Annotated in this window: 14 protein-coding genes; 12 read left to right on the forward strand and 2 right to left on the reverse strand. The window is 75.4% G+C overall.

The genetic code is table 11. The annotated features are described in order from the left end of the window. Positions 1–74: 74 nt before the first annotated feature. The 9 genes from IF43_RS0130030 to IF43_RS0130070 all read left to right on the forward strand — a co-directional run bounded on the left by IF43_RS0130030 (position 75) and on the right by IF43_RS0130070 (position 12,525). A complete protein-coding gene (locus tag IF43_RS0130030) occupies positions 75–2,078 on the forward strand; it encodes a serine/threonine-protein kinase (protein ID WP_234332588.1) in 2,004 nt (667 codons plus the stop codon). 55 nt (positions 2,079–2,133) lie between these two features. Next, complete coding sequence (locus IF43_RS0130035) at positions 2,134–3,135, forward strand: DMT family transporter (RefSeq protein ID WP_030207920.1); 1,002 nt, start codon at positions 2,134–2,136, stop codon at positions 3,133–3,135. A gap of 355 nt (positions 3,136–3,490) precedes the next feature. Next, positions 3,491–4,297, forward strand: coding sequence for a TIGR03084 family metal-binding protein (locus IF43_RS0130040; protein WP_051796433.1), 807 nt, complete (start codon positions 3,491–3,493; stop codon positions 4,295–4,297). Continuing rightward, complete coding sequence (locus IF43_RS0130045) at positions 4,290–6,086, forward strand: acyclic terpene utilization AtuA family protein (protein ID WP_078910569.1); 1,797 nt, start codon at positions 4,290–4,292, stop codon at positions 6,084–6,086. Before IF43_RS0130040 ends, IF43_RS0130045 begins: the two co-directional genes overlap by 8 nt. Before the next feature lie 66 nt (positions 6,087–6,152). Continuing rightward, positions 6,153–7,751, forward strand: a complete 1,599-nt coding sequence (locus IF43_RS0130050) for an acyl-CoA carboxylase subunit beta (RefSeq protein ID WP_030207929.1) — start codon at positions 6,153–6,155, stop codon at positions 7,749–7,751. A gap of 5 nt (positions 7,752–7,756) precedes the next feature. Then, positions 7,757–9,835: a biotin carboxylase N-terminal domain-containing protein gene (locus IF43_RS0130055; RefSeq protein WP_078910570.1), complete on the forward strand. Its 2,079-nt coding sequence runs from the start codon at positions 7,757–7,759 to the stop codon at positions 9,833–9,835. Next, positions 9,832–11,034 carry an acyl-CoA dehydrogenase family protein gene (locus tag IF43_RS0130060; RefSeq protein WP_030207935.1) on the forward strand — a complete coding sequence of 401 codons (1,203 nt, stop codon included), beginning with the start codon at positions 9,832–9,834 and terminating at the stop codon, positions 11,032–11,034. The genes IF43_RS0130055 and IF43_RS0130060 overlap by 4 nt, the downstream gene beginning before the upstream one ends. Positions 11,035–11,149: 115 nt before the next feature. After that, entirely contained in the window at positions 11,150–11,902 is a 753-nt protein-coding gene (locus IF43_RS0130065; protein WP_030207939.1) for an enoyl-CoA hydratase family protein, read from the forward strand. After that, the gene (locus tag IF43_RS0130070; RefSeq protein WP_234332587.1) at positions 11,899–12,525 is read left to right on the forward strand and encodes a TetR/AcrR family transcriptional regulator; all 627 of its coding nucleotides are present in this window, start codon (positions 11,899–11,901) and stop codon (positions 12,523–12,525) included. Before IF43_RS0130065 ends, IF43_RS0130070 begins: the two co-directional genes overlap by 4 nt. 180 nt (positions 12,526–12,705) lie before the next feature. Here the strand turns inward: IF43_RS0130070 and IF43_RS0130075 are convergent, their stop codons facing one another. Beyond that, the gene (locus IF43_RS0130075; RefSeq protein WP_030207947.1) at positions 12,706–13,812 is read right to left on the reverse strand and encodes a citrate synthase 2; all 1,107 of its coding nucleotides are present in this window, start codon (positions 13,810–13,812) and stop codon (positions 12,706–12,708) included. A gap of 348 nt (positions 13,813–14,160) precedes the next feature. On the opposite strand from IF43_RS0130075, the gene pdxH reads away from it, so the two are divergent. After that, positions 14,161–14,799 carry a pyridoxamine 5'-phosphate oxidase gene (gene pdxH / locus IF43_RS0130080; RefSeq protein WP_037890700.1) on the forward strand — a complete coding sequence of 213 codons (639 nt, stop codon included), beginning with the start codon at positions 14,161–14,163 and terminating at the stop codon, positions 14,797–14,799. Between the two features lie 390 nt (positions 14,800–15,189). Further along, positions 15,190–16,461, forward strand: a complete 1,272-nt coding sequence (locus IF43_RS0130085) for a PAS domain-containing protein (protein ID WP_030207953.1) — start codon at positions 15,190–15,192, stop codon at positions 16,459–16,461. A 117-nt stretch (positions 16,462–16,578) separates the two neighbouring features. Here IF43_RS0130085 and IF43_RS0130090 read toward each other — a convergent pair whose 3' ends face one another. After that, a complete protein-coding gene (locus IF43_RS0130090; RefSeq protein WP_030207955.1) occupies positions 16,579–17,334 on the reverse strand; it encodes an SIS domain-containing protein in 756 nt (251 codons plus the stop codon). 377 nt (positions 17,335–17,711) lie between these two features. On the opposite strand from IF43_RS0130090, the gene IF43_RS0130095 reads away from it, so the two are divergent. Next, the gene (locus IF43_RS0130095; RefSeq protein ID WP_030207956.1) at positions 17,712–18,404 is read left to right on the forward strand and encodes a metal-dependent transcriptional regulator; all 693 of its coding nucleotides are present in this window, start codon (positions 17,712–17,714) and stop codon (positions 18,402–18,404) included. Positions 18,405–18,753: the final 349 nt, after the last annotated feature.

Here is an 18,753-nt window from a genome sequence, read left to right on the forward strand (position 1 = left end):
CTGCGGCCGCCGCGGGCGGGGGTGCCCCCTCGGCCGAGGGGATCTTCCAGCCGCTGGCGGCGGACGACCCGCGGATGGTCGCGGGGTACCGGCTGGCGGCCCGGCTCGGTGCCGGCGGCATGGGCAAGGTGTACCTCTCGCACACGCCGGGCGGCCGGCCCGTGGCGATCAAGGTGATCCGGCCCGAGTTCGCCGAGGACCCCGAGTTCCGGCGCCGGTTCGCGCAGGAGGTGCAGTCCGCGCAGCGGGTGCAGGGCCTGTTCACCGCGCCGGTGATCGACGCCGACCCCGAGGCGGCCACCCCCTGGCTGGCCACGGCGTACGTGCCCGGCCCGACCGTCGCGGCGGCGGTCGCGGAGCACGGCGCGCTGCCCGCGCACACGGTCCTCATGCTCGTGGCGGGCATCGCCGAGGCGCTCCAGGTGATCCACGGCGCCGGCATCGTGCACCGCGACCTCAAGCCCTCGAACGTCCTGCTGGCCTCCGACGGCCCGCGGGTCATCGACTTCGGCATCGCGCGCGCCGCGGACGGGACGTCCCTCACCGCGAGCGGCGTGGCGGTCGGCACGCCCTCCTTCATGGCGCCCGAGCAGGCCTCCGGGAGCCGGATCGGGCCCGCGACGGACATCTTCGCGCTCGGCCAGGTGGCCGCGTACGCCGCGCTCGGCGCGCCCGCGTACGGCGAGGGGCCCTCGCACGGCGTGCTCTACCGGATCGTGCACGAGGAGCCGCGGCTGGACGGCCTGCCGGAGGAGCTGCGGCCGCTGGTCGAGCGCTGCCTGGTGAAGGAGCCGGAGGGGCGCGCCACGCTGACCGAGGTGCTGGAGCTGTGCCGGGCCGCCGACGGGGGCACGCAGCTGCGGCGCCCGGAGGACTGGCTGCCCGGCGGGCTCGCGGCGGGCATCACGTCGCGGGTGGCGGTGGTGCCGGGTCCGGTGCCGACGGGCCTGGATCCGGCGGCCCCGGCGGCCCCGGCGGGTGCCGGAGGCCCCGCGGGGGCGGCCAAGGACGGCTACCGGCCGACGGTGCCGGCGCACCCGGGCGGCCCCGCGGCCCCGCCGCCGACCGCGCCGGCGACCGCGGTGGGGTCCGCCACGCCGCCGCCGACCGCGCCGGCGACCGCGGTGGGGTCCGCCACGCCGCCGCCGATGCCGGCCGCGGCGCCGGTGGCGGGCACGGGGGCCGTGCCCACGGTGGCGGCGGTGCCCGCCGCCGCTCCGGTGACCCCGGCGCCGCACCCCGCGTACCAGACGCCGTACCCGCCGAACGCGGCGTACGCCCCGCCGGGCGCCGGCCACCCGACCGCGGGCGGCGGCTACGGCTACCCGACCGCGGGCCACCCCGCCGCGGGCCACCCCACCGGGGGCTATCCGACCGCGGGCTACCCGACCGCTGGCGGGCCCTACGCGACGCCCGCACCCGTGCCCCCGCCGGGCGTCCCCGGCCCGGGCGCCGGGGGCGGCAGGAACCGCGCGGGGGTGGTCCTCGCCGCGGTCTTCGGGTCGATCCTGCTGCTGGCCGGCGGCTGCGCCGTGCTCTCGAGCGCCTTCAACGGTGCCTCCGACTCGAAGTCCCACCGCTCCGCCGCCGGCAACCGGTCCGGCGGCACGGCCTCCGGCGGCTCCACCTCGGCCGCCGGGGGCGGCACCGCCTCGGGCACGGCGCGGCCGCGCACCGACCCCAAGCCGGCGGACTACCCGGGCTTCGAGTTCCCGGCCGGCTACCACCTCGAACTCGGGGACGATCCGCTCACCCCGCACGACTCGCCGTTCGCCGACGACCTCAGCCTCCAGTGCCTCAGCAGCGACGGCTGCCGCTTCCGCTCGTACAGCACGAAGCTGGTGCTGCTGGACTCCGCCGAGAAGGGCTCCCTGGACACCTGCCGCACAGCCACGCGGTTCACCAACGAGATACTGGTCCAGACGCTCTCGAAGGGCGCCCAGATCTGCCTGCACACCAAGTCCGGCAACATCGCGCTGGTCACGTACCAGGGGATGTCGGGCCAGAACGACCCCAGCCAGCACACCACCGTCGACGTGACGGTCTGGCGCGGCGCCCTGGAGCCCGAGGAGGGCTGACCCTGTAAGGGAAAACGCGCAGGAACACTCCTTACCGCGGCACTATCCTGTTGGAATGACGCATTCCGCCCCTGCCGCCGAGCCCGCCGTGACCGCCTCCGCCGCCGCCGGAGCCGCCTCCGGTACGGCCGCCGCCGCGCCGCGGCGCGCCGGCGGCCGGTTCGGCCGGCGGCTCCCGGGGGCCGCAGGGAGCGGTGGACTCGGGCCGGTCGCGCTGGTGATCGCGGCCGGCGTCTCGGTCCAGTTCGGCGCCGCCGTCGCGGTCACGCTGATGCCGCGGGCGGGTGCCGCCGGCGTGGTCGCGCTGCGCCTGCTGGCCGCCGCCGTCGTGCTGCTGCTGGTCTGCCGCCCCAGGATCCGCGGCTACTCCCGCGCCGACTGGGTCACCGTGACCGCCTTCGGCGTCGCGATGGCCGGCATGAACGGACTCTTCTACCAGGCCGTCGACCGGATCCCGCTGGGGCCCGCGGTCACGCTGGAGGTGCTGGGCCCGCTCGTGCTGTCGGTGATCGCCTCCCGGCGGCTGTCCAGCCTGCTGTGGGCCGGCCTGGCGCTGTGCGGTGTCGCCCTGCTGGGCGGGGTCGGCGGGTCGGGGGTGGGGTCGCTGGACCCGGCCGGCGCCGCGTTCGCGGTCGGCGCGGGCGCGATGTGGGCGGCGTACATCGTCTTCAGCGCCCGGACCGGCCGGCGCTTCCCGCAGGCCGACGGGCTCGCCCTGGCCATGGCCATCGGCGCGGTGCTCAGCCTGCCGCTCGGCATCGCCGACGCGGGCGCGAAGCTGCTGGTGCCGAGCACGCTGGCGCTCGGCTTGGGCGTCGCGCTGCTGTCCTCGGTGCTCCCGTACACCTTGGAGCTCCTGGCGCTGCGGCGGCTGCCGGCCCCGACCTTCGCCGTGCTGATGAGCCTGGAACCGGCCATCGCGACCCTGGCCGGCCTGCTGGTCCTGCACCAGGGGCTCTCCCTCACCGACGCCCTCGCGATCGGGCTCGTCATCGCGGCCAGCATGGGAGCCGTCCGCACACAGGCCAGGCGGCTGCCCCCGGTCGACGCCCCCTGACGTCGCGGTCGTGGGTGAAGGCCCGGATCCACCACCGGATCCGGGCCTTCACCGGTTCCGGGCTCGGGGCTCGGGGCTCGGGGCTCGGGGCTCGGGGGTCGGGGCTCCGGGCTCGGGGCTCGGCGCTCGGGGCTCTGGGCCCTGGGCTCTTGGGTGGGGGGCCTGGTCCCGGGGGCCGAACCCCGCACCCCGCACCCTCCCGGTGAACTCCGCGCCGCTCCGGGCGGATTGCCCGTTCCCGACCTGGCCGAAAAATCATGCAAGCATGCTTGATTGTTTTTCCCGCCCCTGCCACGCTTCGGTCTCACGCCGCTGAGTCGCGCCGTCCAGCCGCCGCCGTCGTGGGGAGTGCGCCGTGTCAGATCCGTCGTCGTCGGTACCCGCCGACCTGCTCGCCGATCTCCGTGCCGAGGGAGAGGAGCTCGACGCCCTGGTCGGGGACCTCGACCCGGCCGAGTGGGCCCGACCCACCCCGGCCCCGGGCTGGAGCCTGGCCCACCAGATCGCGCACCTCGCATGGACCGACCGGGCCGCGCTGCTCGCCCTGACCGACGCGGACGCGTTCGCGAAGCAGGTCGAGACGGCCCTCGCCGCCCCGGACTCCTTCGTCGACGACGGCGCGGCCGAGGGCGCCGCCCTGCCGCCCCGCGAGCTGCTGGCCCGCTGGCGGGCGGGGCGCACCGCCCTGGGCGAGGCGCTGGCGGCGGCCGACGCGGGGGAGCGCTTCCCCTGGTACGGGCCGCCGATGAAGGCCGCCTCCATGGCGAGCGCCCGCCTCATGGAGACCTGGGCGCACGGTCAGGACGTGGCCGACGCCCTGGGCGCGGCCCGGACGCCGACCGCCCGCCTGCGGCACGTGGCGCGCATCGGCGTGCGGGCCCGGAACTACGCGTTCGCGGTGCGGGGGCTGCCCGCGCCGGAGGCGGAGTTCCGGGTGGAGCTGGTCGCCCCCGACGGCGTCGAGGTGTGGGCGTACGGCCCCGCGGACGCCGCCCAGCGGGTGACGGGCCCGGCCCTCGACTTCTGCCTGCTGGTGACCCAGCGGGCGCACCGCACCGACCTGGCCCTCGTGGCCACCGGCGCCGACGCCGACCGCTGGCTGGACATCGCCCAGGCCTTCGCGGGCCCGGCGGGGCAGGGCCGGGAGCCGCGCGATGCGTGACCGGCTCCTCATCGGCAACGCTTCGGGCTTCTACGGGGACCGGTTCTCCGCCCTCCGCGAGATGCTCACCGGCGGCCCGCTGGACGTCCTGACCGGCGACTACCTGGCCGAGCTGACCATGGTCATCCTCGGCAAGGACCGCCTGAAGGACCCGGGCCTCGGCTATGCCAAGACCTACCTGCGCCAGCTGGAGGAGGGCCTCGGCCTGGCCCACGAGCGCGGGGTGCGGCTGGTCGCGAACGCGGGCGGCCTCAACCCCGCCGGCCTCGCGGACGCCATCCGCAAGCTGGCGGCCCGGCTCGGGGTGCCGGTGTCGGTGGCGCACGTCGAGGGCGACGACCTCATGCCGTACGCACCGGTGCCGGACGCCCTGACCGCCAACGCCTACCTGGGCGGCTGGGGCATCACCGCGTGCCTGCGGGCCGGCGCGGACGTGGTCGTCACGGGGCGGGTCACGGACGCGGCGCTGGTGAGCGGGCCGGCGGCGTGGTTCTTCGACTGGGCACCGGACGACTACGACGCGCTGGCCGGGGCGGTGGTGGCCGGCCACGTCCTGGAGTGCGGAACCCAGTCCACCGGCGGCAACTACGCCTTCTTCACCCGGCACGACGTACGCCGACCGGGCTTCCCGCTCGCGGAGATCGCCCGCGACGGCAGCGCGGTGATCACCAAGCATCCGGGCACGGGCGGAGTGGTCGACACCGGCACCGTCACCGCCCAACTCCTGTACGAGACCCAGGGCGCCCGGTACGAGGGCCCGGACGCGGTGGCCCGCCTCGACACGGTGCGGCTGGCCGACGCGGGCCCGGACCGGGTCGCGATCTCGGGCGTGCGGGGCGAGGCACCGCCCCCGACCCTCAAAGCGGGCCTGACGCGCATCGGGGGCTGGCGCAACGAGGTGGTCTTCGTCCTCACCGGCCTCGACATCGAGGCCAAGGCGGCCCTGGTACGGGACCAGCTCGCCGACACCCTCGCCGGCATCGCCTCCGTCCGCTGGGAGCTCTCCCGCACGGACCACGCCGACGCCCCGACGGAGGAGACGGCCAGCGCCCTGCTCCGCCTGGTCGTCCGGGATCCGGCCCCGGACCCGGTCGGCCGTCCGGTGACCTCCCGCGCCATCGAACTGGCCCTGGCGAGCTACCCCGGCTTCCACGTCACCGCCCCGCCCGCCGCCCCCACCCCCTACGGCGTCTTCTCCGCCGCCCCGGTCCCCGCGGCGGCCGTTCCCCACACCGCCGTCCTGCCCGACGGCACCCGCGTCCCGATCCGGGCACAGGGCCGCGCCCCCGGGGCGGACGTGCCACGTCCGGCCCCGGCGGCGTCCCAGGCGCGGGGGTCCGTGGGCGGAGCCCCCGGCGGGACCACCCGCAGGGTGCCGCTGGGCCGGATCGCCGGAGCCCGCAGCGGCGACAAGGGCGGCGACGCGAACATCGGCGTCTGGGTCGAGACCGCCCCCGCCTGGACCTGGCTCCGCGACACCCTCACCGTGGACGCCCTCAAGCGCCTGCTCCCGGAGACCGCACCGCTCCCCGTCACCCGGCACGAACTGCCCCACCTCCGCGCCCTGAACTTCGTCGTGCCGGGCCTCCTGGGCGAGGGGGTGGCCGCCCAGCACCGCTTCGACCCGCAGGCCAAGGCCCTCGGCGAATGGCTGCGCTCCCGTCACGTCGACGTACCGGCGCACCTGCTCGACGCCGCGCCCCCGGCCGGAGCCGCCGCGCCCCCGGCCGGAGCCGCCGCGCCCCAGGCGGGAGCCGCCGAGCCCGCCGCCGGACCGACGGCACCGTAGGCCGCCCCCGCACCCCGGACCAAGCAAGCCCCGCCCGCTCCCGGACCCTCCCAGGAGGCCCCAGCAGTGACCCGGCTCCGCAGCACCCTCGACCCCCTCGCCCCCGCGTACGCCGCGAACCGCGACGCCATGCTGGACAAGCTCGCCGCGCTCGACGCCGAGCACGCGAAGGCCCTGGCCGGCGGCGGCCCGAAGTACACCGAGCGGCACCGCGGACGCGGCAAGCTCCTCGCCCGCGAGCGCATCGAGCTGCTGCTCGACCCCGACACGCCGTTCCTGGAGCTGTCACCCCTCGCGGCCTGGGGCAGCGACTACCCCGTCGGCGCCTCGATGGTCACCGGCATCGGCGTCGTCGAGGGGACCGAGTGCCTGATCACCGCCAACGACCCCACCGTCCGCGGCGGCGCCAGCAACCCCTGGACCCTCAAGAAGGCGTTGCGGGCCAACGAGATCGCCCTGCGCAACCGGCTGCCCTGCATCAGCCTCGTGGAGTCCGGCGGTGCCGACCTGCCCTCCCAGAAGGAGATCTTCATCCCGGGCGGGGCGATCTTCCGGGACCTCACCCGGCTCTCCGCCGCCGGCATCCCCACCATCGCCGTGGTCTTCGGCAACTCCACCGCCGGCGGGGCCTACGTCCCCGGCATGTCCGACCACACCGTGATGATCAAGGACCGGTCGAAGGTGTTCCTCGGCGGCCCGCCCCTGGTCAAGATGGCCACCGGCGAGGAGAGCGACGACGAGTCCCTCGGCGGCGCCGACATGCACGCCCGCACCTCCGGCCTCGCCGACCACTTCGCCCTCGACGAGGCCGACGCCATCCGCCACGCCCGCCGGATCGTGGCCCGCCTCAACCACCGCAAGGCGCACCCCGACCCGGGTCCGGCCGAGGACCCGGCGTACGACCCCGACGAACTCCTCGGCCTCGTACCCGCGGACCTCAAGACCCCCTTCGACCCGCGCGAGGTCATCGCCCGCATCGTCGACGGCTCGGACTTCGACGAGTTCAAGCCCCTCTACGGCACCAGCCTCGCCACCGGCTGGGCCTCGCTGCACGGCTACCCGGTCGGCATCCTCGCCAACGCCCACGGCGTGCTCTTCAGCCAGGAGTCGCAGAAGGCCGCGCAGTTCATCCAGCTCGCCAACCAGCGCGACATCCCGCTGCTGTTCCTCCACAACACCACCGGCTACATGGTCGGCAAGGAGTACGAGCAGGGCGGCATCATCAAGCACGGCGCCATGATGATCAACGCGGTCTCCAACTCCCGCGTCCCGCACCTGTCCGTCCTCATGGGCGCCAGCTACGGCGCCGGCCACTACGGCATGTGCGGCCGGGCCTACGACCCCCGCTTCCTCTTCGCCTGGCCCAGCGCCAAGTCGGCCGTCATGGGACCGCAGCAGCTGGCCGGCGTCCTCTCGATCGTGGCCCGCGCGTCCGCGGCCGCGAAGGGCGCCCCGTACGACGACGAGGCCGACGCGGGGCTGCGCGCCATGGTCGAGCAGCAGATCGAGGCCGAGTCCCTGCCCTTCTTCCTCTCCGGCCGGCTCTACGACGACGGGGTCATCGACCCCCGCGACACCCGCACCGTCCTCGGCCTGTGCCTGTCCGCCCTCCACAACGCCCCCGTCGAGGGCGCCCGCGGCGGCTTCGGCGTCTTCCGGATGTGAGCCCCATGACCACGACACCCCGCTCCGAGCCCACCGAGCCCTCCGAGCCCACGGCGGCCACCCGGCCCACCGCCCCCGCCCCCCTGGCCTGCGTCCTCGTCGCCAACCGCGGCGAGATCGCCGTCCGCGTCTTCCGCACCGCCCGCGCCCTCGGCCTCGGCACCGTCGCCGTGTACGCCGACCCGGACGCCGACGCCCTGCACGTACGGGAGGCCGACGCGGCCGTACGCCTGCCCGGCGCCGCGCCCGCGGAAACGTACCTGCGCGGCGACCTGGTCATCAAGGCCGCCCTCGCGGCCGGCGCCGACGCCGTGCACCCCGGCTACGGCTTCCTGTCCGAGAACGCCGAGTTCGCCCGCGCCGTCGAGGACGCCGGCCTGCGCTGGATCGGCCCGCCGCCGGCCGCCATCGAGGCGATGGCCTCCAAGACCCGCGCCAAGGACCTCATGCGCGCCGCCGGCGTGCCGCTCCTCGAGCCCGTCGACCCGGCCGCGGCCACCCCGGCCGACCTCCCCCTGCTGCTCAAGGCCGCCGCGGGCGGCGGCGGCCGCGGCATGCGCGTCGTACGCGACCTCGCCGACCTGAAGGAGGAGGCGGCGGCGGCCGCCGCCGAGGCCGCCTCGGCCTTCGGTGACGGCGAGGTGTTCGCCGAGCCGTATGTCGAACGCGGTCGCCACGTCGAGGTGCAGGTCCTCGCCGACGCGCACGGCACCGTCTGGGCCCTGGGCACCCGCGACTGCTCCCTCCAGCGCCGCCACCAGAAGGTGATCGAGGAGGCCCCGGCCCCCGCGCTCCCCGCCTCCCTGCGCAGCACGCTCCACGAGGCCGCCACCGCCGCCGCACGGGCCGTCTCGTACCGGGGCGCGGGCACCGTGGAGTTCCTCGTCTCGGCCGACGGCCGCCCGTACTTCCTGGAGATGAACACCCGCCTCCAGGTCGAGCACCCCGTCACCGAGGCGGTCTTCGGGCTGGACCTGGTCGCCCTCCAGATCCGGATCGCCGAGGGCCACCCGCTGCCGCTCACCCCGCCCGCCCCGCGCGGCCACGCCGTCGAGGCCCGCCTGTACGCCGAGGACCCCGCCCGCGACTGGCGGCCCCAGGCCGGCACCCTCGACACCCTCGACATCCCCGCCGCACCCGCCGACCCGGCCGGCACCACCCTCCGCGTCGACGCCGGCTACGCCGACGGCGACCGGGTCGGTGTCCACTACGACCCGATGCTCGCCAAGGTCATCGCGCACGCGCCCACCCGCGCCGAGGCGATCAGGGCCCTCGCCCACGCCCTCGGCCGGGCCCGGGTCCACGGCCTCGCCACCAACCGCGACCTGCTCGTGCGCTCCCTGCGCCACCCGGAGTTCACGGCCGCCCGGCTCGACACCGGGTTCTACGAGCGCCACCTCCCCGCCCTCACCGAGGGCGCCCCGGACGCGTCGCTCGCCGCCCTGGCCGCCGGGCTCGCCCAGGCCGCGGCCGCCGGCCGGGCCGGGGGCGTGACGGCCCGGCTCGGCGGCTGGCGCAACCTGCCCGCCCAGCCGCAGCTGCGCCGCTACCGGTCCGCCGCCGACGGCACGGAGCACGAGGTCCGCTACCACCACACCCGGGACGGTCTCAGCCCGCTCGACCACCCCGGCGTCCGCGTCCTGACGGCCGCCCCGGACCGCGTCGTGCTCGAAGTGCACGGCGTCCGGCGGACGTTCCACGTGAAACAAAAATCGAACACCGACCCCGCCGGGGGCCCCGACCGCATCTACGTCGACTCCCCGCCCGTCTTCGGCACCGGCACCCCGACCCCCGGCTCCCACACCCTCGAAGCGCTGCCCCGCTTCGCCGACCCCCAGGACCGCACCGAACCCGGATCCCTGCTCGCCCCCATGCCCGGCACGGTCGTCCGGGTCGCCGAGGGGCTGGCCCCCGGCACCGCCGTCACCGCCGGGCAGCCCCTGCTCTGGCTGGAGGCCATGAAGATGGAGCACCGCGTCCTCTCGCCCGCCTCCGGCACGCTCACCGCGCTCCACGCCGCCCCCGGCCGACAGGTCGAGGTCGGTGCCCTACTGGCCGTCGTACAGGAGGAACCGCAGCCATGAGCCACGCCCCCAGCACCGCCCTCGAAACCCCGGAACACCATGCCCTGCGCGCCGCCGTGGCCGCTCTCGGCAAGCGCTACGGCCGGGAGTACCTCACCCGGATCGCCACCGAGGGCCGCCACCCCGACGAGCTGTGGGCGGAGGCCGCCAAGCTCGGCTACCTGGGCGTGAACCTGCCCGAGGAGTACGGCGGCGGGGGCGGCGGCATCGCCGAACTGTCCATCGTGCTGGAGGAACTGGGCGCGGCCGGCAGCCCGCTGCTGATGATGGTCGTCTCGCCCGCCATCTGCGGCACGGTCATCGCCCGCTTCGGCACCGAGGCGCAGAAGCGCGCCTGGCTGCCCGGCCTCGCGGACGGCAGCCGCACCATGGCCTTCGGCATCACCGAGCCCGACGCGGGCTCCAACTCCCACCGGATCACCACCACCGCCCGGCGGGACGGGGACGACTGGGTCCTCACCGGCCGCAAGGTCTTCATCTCCGGTGTCGACATCGCCGACGCCACGCTCATCGTCGGCCGCACCGAGGACGCCCGCACCGGCCGCCTCAAGCCGTGCCTGTTCATCGTCCCCCGGGACGCCCCCGGCTTCGTGCGCTCGCCCATCGCCATGGAACTTCAGGCGGCGGAGAAGCAGTTCGAGCTGGTCCTGGACGACGTACGGCTGCCCGCCGACGCCCTCGTGGGTGGGGGAGCCTCCCACGACGACGTCGTAGGGGGAGAGGACGCGGGCCTGCTCCAGCTGTTCGCGGGCCTGAACCCGGAGCGCATCATGACCGCCGCCTTCGCGATCGGCATGGGGCGCTACGCCCTGGCCCGGGCCGTGGACTACGCGAAGACCCGCCAGGTGTGGAAGGAGCCCATCGGCGCCCACCAGGCCGTCGCCCACCCGCTGGCCCAGGCCCACATCGAGCTCGAACTGGCCCGGCTGATGATGCAGAAGGCCGCCCACCTCTACGACGCCGGCGCCGACCTGGCCGCGGGCGAGGCCGCCAACATGGCCAAGTACGCCGCCGCCGAGGCCTGCGTGAGGGCCGTGGACCAGTCGGTGCACACCCTCGGCGGCAACGGCCTCACCCGCGAGTACGGCCTGGGCGCCCTGATCACCGCCTCCCGCGTCGCCAGGATCGCCCCGGTCAGCCGGGAGATGATCCTCAACTTCGTCTCGCACCAGACACTCGGCCTGCCCAAGTCCTACTAGGGGCGACGGGTCCGGCGGCGGCCCGTCCGCGCCGCCGCCGGACACCGCTCCCACGTCCCGAAGCCCCCGTAGGCCTACGAACCGCACCCCCGACCCACACCCCCGAAGGAGCCGCATGGACCCGGCCCCCCTGGTCGCCACCGCGCAAGCCGACGGCATCACGACCCTCACCCTCGACTCGCCGCAGAACCGCAACGCGCTCTCCGCGGGCCTCGTGGCCCAGCTGCGTGCCGGCCTCGCGGCCGCGGCCGCCGACCCGGCCGTCCGGGCCGTCGTGCTGACCCACACCGGCAACACCTTCTGCGCGGGCGCCGACCTGAAGTCCCCGTGCGACCCCGCCGACTTCCTCGCGCTGCTGACCGAGCTCGCCGAGCACCCCAGGCCGGTGGTCGGACGCGTCACCGGGCACGTCCGGGCCGGTGGGCTGGGGCTGCTGGGCGCCTGCGACATCGCCGCCGCCGGGCCGGGCTCCTCGTACGCCTTCACCGAGACCCACCTCGGCGTCGTCCCGGCCGTCATCTCCGCGCCCCTGCTGCCGCGGCTCGACCCGCGCGCCGCCGCCCGCTACCTCCTCACCGCCGAAGCCTTCGACGCGGCCGAGGCCGCCCGCATCGGGCTGCTCACGCTGCACGCCGAGGACGTCGACGCGGCCCTCGCGCCCGTCCTCGACGGCCTCCGCAAGGCCGGCCCCCTCGCCCTCGCGGAGACCAAACGCCTGCTGACCGCGCCGGTCCGGGAGGCCCTCGCGCGCGACGGCGCCGACCTCGCCGCCCTGTCGGCCCGCGTCTTCGCCTCGCCCGAGGCCCGCGAGGGCATCACCGCCCGCTTCGAGCGCCGCGACCCGTCCTGGGCATCATGGGCGTCGTGACGCACCACCCCAAGCACCACCCCAAGCAGGACCGCAGCCGCGCCACCCGGCAGCGGCTCCTCGAAGCCGCCGTCGCCTGCCTGGCCGACCACGGCTGGGCCGGCTCCACCGTGGCCGTGGTCGCCGAGCGCGCCGGGGTCTCCCGGGGGGCGGCCCAGCACCACTTCCCCACCCGGGAGGACCTCTTCACCGCGGCGGTCGAGTACGTCGCGGAGGAGCGCTCGGCGGCCCTGCGCGGGCTCTTCGCGGAGGGCGCCGGCCGGGCCGCCCGCCCCGCCGTCGTCGGCGCGCTGGTCGACCTCTACACCGGCACCCTCTTCCGGGCCGCCCTCCAGCTGTGGGTGGCCGCCTCCAACGAGGACCAGCTGCGCCCCCGCGTCACCGAACTCGAAGCCCGCGTGGGCCGCGAGACCCACCGCATCGCCGTCGAGCTCCTCGGGGCCGACGAGTCCCGGCCCGGCACCCGCGAGACCGTCCAGGGCCTGCTCGACATGGCCCGCGGTCTCGGTCTGGCCAACCTCCTGACGGACGACGCCGCCCGCCGCGCCCGCGTCGTCGCCCAGTGGTCGCTCGTCCTCGACACGGCCCTCGGCGCCCCGCACCCGCCCGAGCCGTCCCGCTGACGCCGGCCACCCCGCCACCCCGCCGCACCGCAGCCCCCACCCCCACCGCCCACCCACCGCCCACCCACCGCACCGCACCCACCCCACCGAAGGCGCGAACGCGCGAACGCGCCGCACCCCCGCACGGGGCACGGCGCGCTCGACGGCGGTGGGCGGTCCCCGCCGCCCTGGCGGTACGGATCAGGCGGTGGAGGCGATGTCCGCGTACCCCTCGATGGAACGCGGGTCGCGCGGGCCCGGGCCGATGTAGCGGGCCGAGGGCCGGACCAGCCGCCCGGTGCGCTTCTGCTCCAGGATGTGCGCCGACCAGCCCGCCGTACGGGCGCAGGTGAACATCGACGTGAACATGTGCGCCGGGACCTCGGCGAAGTCCAGCATGATGGCCGCCCAGAACTCCACGTTCGTGGCCAGCACCCGGTCCGGACGGCGGGCGTGCAGCTCCTCCAGCGCCGCCTTCTCCAGCGCCTCGGCCACCTCGAAGCGGGGCGCGCCCAGCTCCTTGGCGGTCCGGCGCAGGACGCGGGCGCGCGGGTCCTCGGCGCGGTACACGCGGTGCCCGAAGCCCATCAGGCGCTCGCCCTTGTCCAGGGCCTTCTTCACGTACGCCACGGCGTCGCCGGTGCGCTCGATCTCCTCGATCATGCCGAGGACGCGCGAGGGCGCGCCACCGTGCAGCGGGCCGGACATGGCGCCCACCGCGCCCGAGAGGGCGGCGGCCACGTCGGCGCCGGTGGAGGCGATGACGCGGGCGGTGAAGGTCGAGGCGTTCATGCCGTGTTCGGCCGCCGAGGTCCAGTACGCGTCCACGGCCTTGACGTGCTTGGGGTCCGGCTCGCCGCGCCAGCGGATCATGAACCGCTCGACGACCGACTCGGCCTTGTCGATCTCCCGCTGCGGCACCATGGGCAGGCCCTGGCCGCGGGCGGACTGGGCGACGTACGACAGTGCCATGACGGCGGCCCGGGCCAGGTCGTCGCGGGCGGTCTGCTCGTCGATGTCGAGCAGCGGTTTCAGACCCCACACCGGGGCCAGCATCGCGAGCGCGGACTGCACGTCCACACGGATGTCACCGGAGTGCACCGGGATCGGGAAGGGCTCGGCCGCGGGCAGGCCGGGGTTGAAGGCACCGTCGACCAGCAGGCCCCACACGTTCCCGAAGGACACGTGGCCGACCAGGTCTTCGATGTCGACACCCCGGTAGCGAAGGGCCCCGCCTTCCTTGTCGGGCTCGGCGATCTCCGTTTCGAACGCGACGACCCCTTCGAGTCCGGGTACGAAGTCGGACATCAGGCGGCTCCTCAGATTAGTGCGGCGTACGGCTGTGACCAGGCGTCAAGAACAAGTGGAAACGGTTGGATGCGTACACCTTTGTACGCGTACGACACGCGGTGCGGCGCGGGCGCATCCCCGTCATGCCCCGTGCGGCGGAAGGTCACCCACCGCGTTCGCGGTGACGACCCGCCTCGGGGGCGGCGGTCTCCCGGCGGCCCAGCCGTACGAGTCTGTACGGTCACGGGGGCGCGTGGAAGCGTGACGTGCCGCACATCGGGCACCCGGTCCGGTGCCCGCGGGGGCGCCGCGCCCGCGCTGCGGCAGGATGGCCGTGTGCCGAACCAGGACCTTGATCCCGCCGTCATGCGCAAGCAGTACCGCTCCGAGATCGTCGCCGAGGCCGACCTCGCCGACGACCCGATGGACCAGTTCGCCCGCTGGTTCCGGCAGGCCGCCGCCGCGCACGTCTTCGAACCCAACGCCATGGTCGTCTCGACCGCCACGCCGGAGGGGCGCCCCAGCTCCCGTACGGTCCTGCTGAAGCAGTTCGACTCGCGGGGCTTCGTCTTCTACACGAACTACGGCTCCCGCAAGGGCCGCGAGCTGGCCGCCAATCCGCAGGTGGCGCTGCTCTTCCCCTGGCACCCCATCGCCCGCCAGGTGATCGTCACCGGCACGGCCGTGCGCGTGGGCCGCGACGAGACCGCCGCCTACTTCCGCTCCCGCCCGCACGGCTCGCAGCTGGGCGCCTGGGCCAGCGACCAGTCGCAGGTGATCGACTCCCGGGCCGAGCTGGACCGGCGCTACGCCGAGCTGGAGGCCCGCTACCCGGAGGGGGAGCAGGTGCCGGTACCGACGGAGTGGGGCGGCTTCCGCGTCGCGCCCGACGAGGTCGAGTTCTGGCAGGGCCACGAGAACCGCCTGCACGACCGGCTGCGGTACGTGCGCGTGGCCGAGGGCCACGGCGCCGATGCGTGGCGGCTGGAGCGGCTCTGCCCCTGAGCGGACGCCGGGGGACGCCGACGGACGTCCCCGAACGCAGGCGACCCGCGGCCTCGGGTTCTCTCCTGCAGGTAAGAGAAGCCGGCCGGACGTGCCGGCGAGACCGCGGGTCGGGTGACTGCTTGGGTTTTGGCCGGCGTCAGGCGCCGGCAAGCACACTGGGTGCGTTGCGACGACGGGCGCTAGCCCGCAGTCACCTCACGCGTCCGGTTGTCGTACATTTCCGGAACCACCTCCCTTCTCGTGTGCCCCACACGCTAGGAGCCTCCCCGGCGGGCCGCAAGCGATTAATAGGCCCGGCCTCTTTCCCGGAACCCCGTGTGTGCTGCGTCACGTTGCAGTTGAATGATCTGACGTGCCGCACATGCGAACACCTGCAGGGGGTGCCAGGTGAGTGCTTCCGGACGCAGTGAGACCGCCGACGACCTGCTCGCCGCGCTACTGGACGGCATGGATGCCGCACTGTGCGCGTTCGACGCGGACGGTGTGGTCACCCACTGGAACCGCGAGGCCGAGCGGATACTCGGCTGGTCCGCCGCCGAGGCGGTCGGCCGTCGCGGGTTCGCGGGCTGGGCCGCCCGCCCCGCGGACGCCGAGGACGTCCAGCGCCGCCTCATGGCCGCGCAGGACGCGCCCGGCCGGCTCGTCCACGAGTTCGCCCTGCTGACCAAGGACGGCGGCCGGGTGCTCGTACGGACCCAGTCGGCCCGGGTCCCCGGCGCCGACGGCAGGCCCGCCGGCGTGTACTGCGCCTTCAGCGAGGTCCACACCCAGATCGACCTGGAGCGCTCGATCGCCCTCAGCGAGGCGCTGCTCGACGACGCCGCGTGGGGCGTGGTGCTGGTCGACGTGGACCTGCGGCCGGCGGTGGTCAACGCGCACGCCGCCCACGCCTTCGGGGCCGGCCGGACCGTGCTGCTCGGCCGCCCGCTGGGCGAGCTGATCACCCAGGGGGTCGAGGAGCTGGAGGGCGCCCTCCAGCACGTGCTCGCCGAGGGCGCACCGCCCGCGCCGGTCGAGCTGTGGGTCTCCGTCCGCTCGCCCGAGGGGGTGCGGCGGCGGTGCTGGCGCTCCGGGTTCCTGCGGCTGGCCTCGCCGCTGGGGGAGGAGCCCGTACCGCTCGGGGTGGCCTGGCTGTTCCAGGACATCACCGAGGCCCGACAGGCCGAGCTGGACACCGCCCAGCTGCGCTTCCGCACCAACCAGCTGCACCGGGCCGCCCGCGCCGCGGCCGAGTGCGAGGACCCGGCCGAGGCGGTGGCGGTCCGGCTGGACTTCGCCCTCGCCGGGTACGCCGACCACGCCCTGGTCGACGTCGCCGTGGGGGACCGGCTGATCCGCTCGGTGGTCTCGCCGCCGGCGCTCTCCCCGACCGGCGGGCTCCCGGCCCGGTACCCCACCGGGCACCCGGCGCTGCAGGCGCTGGAGCGGGTCGGCTCGGTGCGCCTGAGCGCCCCGGCCGAACTGCCGGCGGGCTGGCCGGACGGGGTGGCGCACGGACTGTGCACCGTGCTGCGCAGCCGGGGCCGCACCCTGGGGGTGCTCACCTTCCTGCGCACGCAGTCCCGCCCGGCCTTCGAGCGCCCCGACGCCGTGTACGCCGAGGAGGTCGCGGCCCGCGTCGCCGCCGACCTCTCCCTGGCGGGTGTCGCGGCGGAGTAGCCGGCTGCTGCCGCGACCGCGCGGCACGGGTGCGGAAGGCCGCGCGGCTCGCGCGCCGCGCGGCCCGGGAGCCAAAGGGCCAAGGGCTGGGGGTGTCCGCTGGTGCCGGACGTCCGGTCAGTGCCGGAAGAAGATCCGGTCGCCGTACTCGCGCAGCACCCGCGCGTTCCACTCGTGCCCGCCGTCCACGTTGCCCGAGCGCAGCAGCGGCGGCTCGATGCCGCGGGCGGCCAGCTCCCCGGCGGCGGTGGCCATGACCGCCTGCATGACCGCGCTGGTGACCACGGTCGAGGCGGGGGCGAACGGCGCGTCGATGCCGTCCAGGCCCAGCTCCGCGTCCCCGACCGCGATCTTGCTGTCGAGGACCACGTCGCAGTGGTCCTTCAGGAAGGTCCCGGACGCGTGCAGCGAGGTCGTCTCGGTCGCGTACGCCACCGAGGTCACGCCGACGACCTTCATGCCCAGCTCCCGGGCCTTCAGGGCCATCTCCACCGGGAGCGCGTTGCGCCCCGAGAGGGAGACGACCACCAGGACGTCGCCCGTGGTGGCCGGGCTGCTGTCCAGGACCGCCCCGGCCAGGCCACCGACCCGCTCCAGGGCACTGCCGAGGGTGGCCGGCATGACGTCGACGCCGGCGGTGCCGGGCACGGCGAGGAAGTTCATCAGGGCCAGGCCGCCGGCCCGGTAGACCACGTCCTGCGCGGGCAGCGAGGAGTGCCCGGCGCCGAAGGCGAACAGCCGGTTGCCGGCCGCGACGGCGTCCGCGACGAGGGCGCCGGCCGCGGCGATGCTCGCGGCCTCCTCGTCGCGCACCCGCTGGAGGAGACCGATCGCGGCGTCGAAGAACTGACCGGCCAGCTTGCTCTCGCTCATGCGCCGAGGGACCTTCCAGAAGTCGGGGAGGGTGAGGGAGAAGTCAGGGGGAAGTCGGGTGGTCGTCCGTGTCCGCCGCTCACCGTGCGGTCTGGACCACAGGGCTGTCAATACGCGCGCGCCGGGTCCTCGCACGCCCCCGCCGATCCCGTGGCGGCCGCCCGGCGACCCCGTACGGGTGGCCCGCGTACCAGCCGGCCACCCCCTCCGGCGACCGAAACATGGACGTTCCAGCGCGCGGTGAGCCGGGCGTGCGTCAATCGGGCGGGAACCCGCCCGTGCCCGCGGTACGCCTTGGCCCGCCTCGGCTCGGGACGGTTGTCGGCGTGATGCGTCAGAATTGGTGACAGGGCCAGCGCACGATGATGAGGGGCACGATGTCCGGACTGATCGATACTACGGAGATGTACCTCCGCACCATTCTCGAGCTGGAAGAGGAAGGTGTGGTCCCCATGCGCGCCCGTATCGCCGAACGGCTGGACCAGAGCGGTCCCACGGTGAGCCAGACGGTCGCCCGCATGGAGCGCGACGGGCTCGTGGCCGTCGCCAGCGACCGCCACCTGGAGCTGACCGAGGAGGGCCGCCGGCTGGCGACCCGCGTCATGCGCAAGCACCGGCTCGCCGAGTGCCTGCTCGTGGACGTGATCGGTCTGGAGTGGGAGCAGGTCCACGCCGAGGCCTGCCGCTGGGAGCACGTGATGAGCGAGGCCGTCGAGCGGCGCGTGCTCGAGCTCCTGCGCCACCCGACCGAGTCGCCGTACGGCAACCCGATCCCGGGTCTGGAGGAGCTCGGCGAGAAGGCCGAGGCCGACCCGTTCATCGACGAGGGCATGGTCAGCCTCTCCGAGCTCGACCCGGGCCACGACGGCAAGACCGTGGTGATCCGGCGCATCGGCGAGCCGATCCAGACCGACGCGCAGCTCATGTACACCCTGCGGCGCGCGGGCGTGCAGCCCGGTGCGGTCGTCAGCGTGACGGAGTCGCCCGGCGGCGTGCTGGTCGGCAGCGGCGGCGAGGCGGCGGAGCTCGACGCGGAGATCGCCAGCCACGTCTTCGTGGCCAAGCGCTGACGGCTCAGGGTCACCCCCGGGCGTCACGTTCCGCCCCTTTGACCTCGTCCGTCACATCCCTCCCGTCGAATTCCGGCTAATCCGTCGGAAGGGGAGCGACCGCGCGATGTGCGTGTCAGGCTTGCCCCAGGCAACTGCGGGAGGGGGCGATGTCATGTGCCCGGCCCGGCACGCTCCGGCGCGGATGACGCGCGCCCCGGCGCCCGCGCCGGCGGGCCCGGTCCGGTCGGCCCCGCGCGGGTCGGACCCGGCGCCGGCCCCGCGCGGGTCGTCCCGACATGGGTCGGTCCCGGCGCCTCGCGGCACCGGGACCGGTCCTCCCCTTTGCTGACCCGGAGCCCCGAGCTCT

Source organism: Streptomyces sp. NRRL S-87 (assembly GCF_000719335.1).
In the GTDB taxonomy this organism is placed as follows: Bacteria; Actinomycetota; Actinomycetes; order Streptomycetales; family Streptomycetaceae; genus Streptomyces.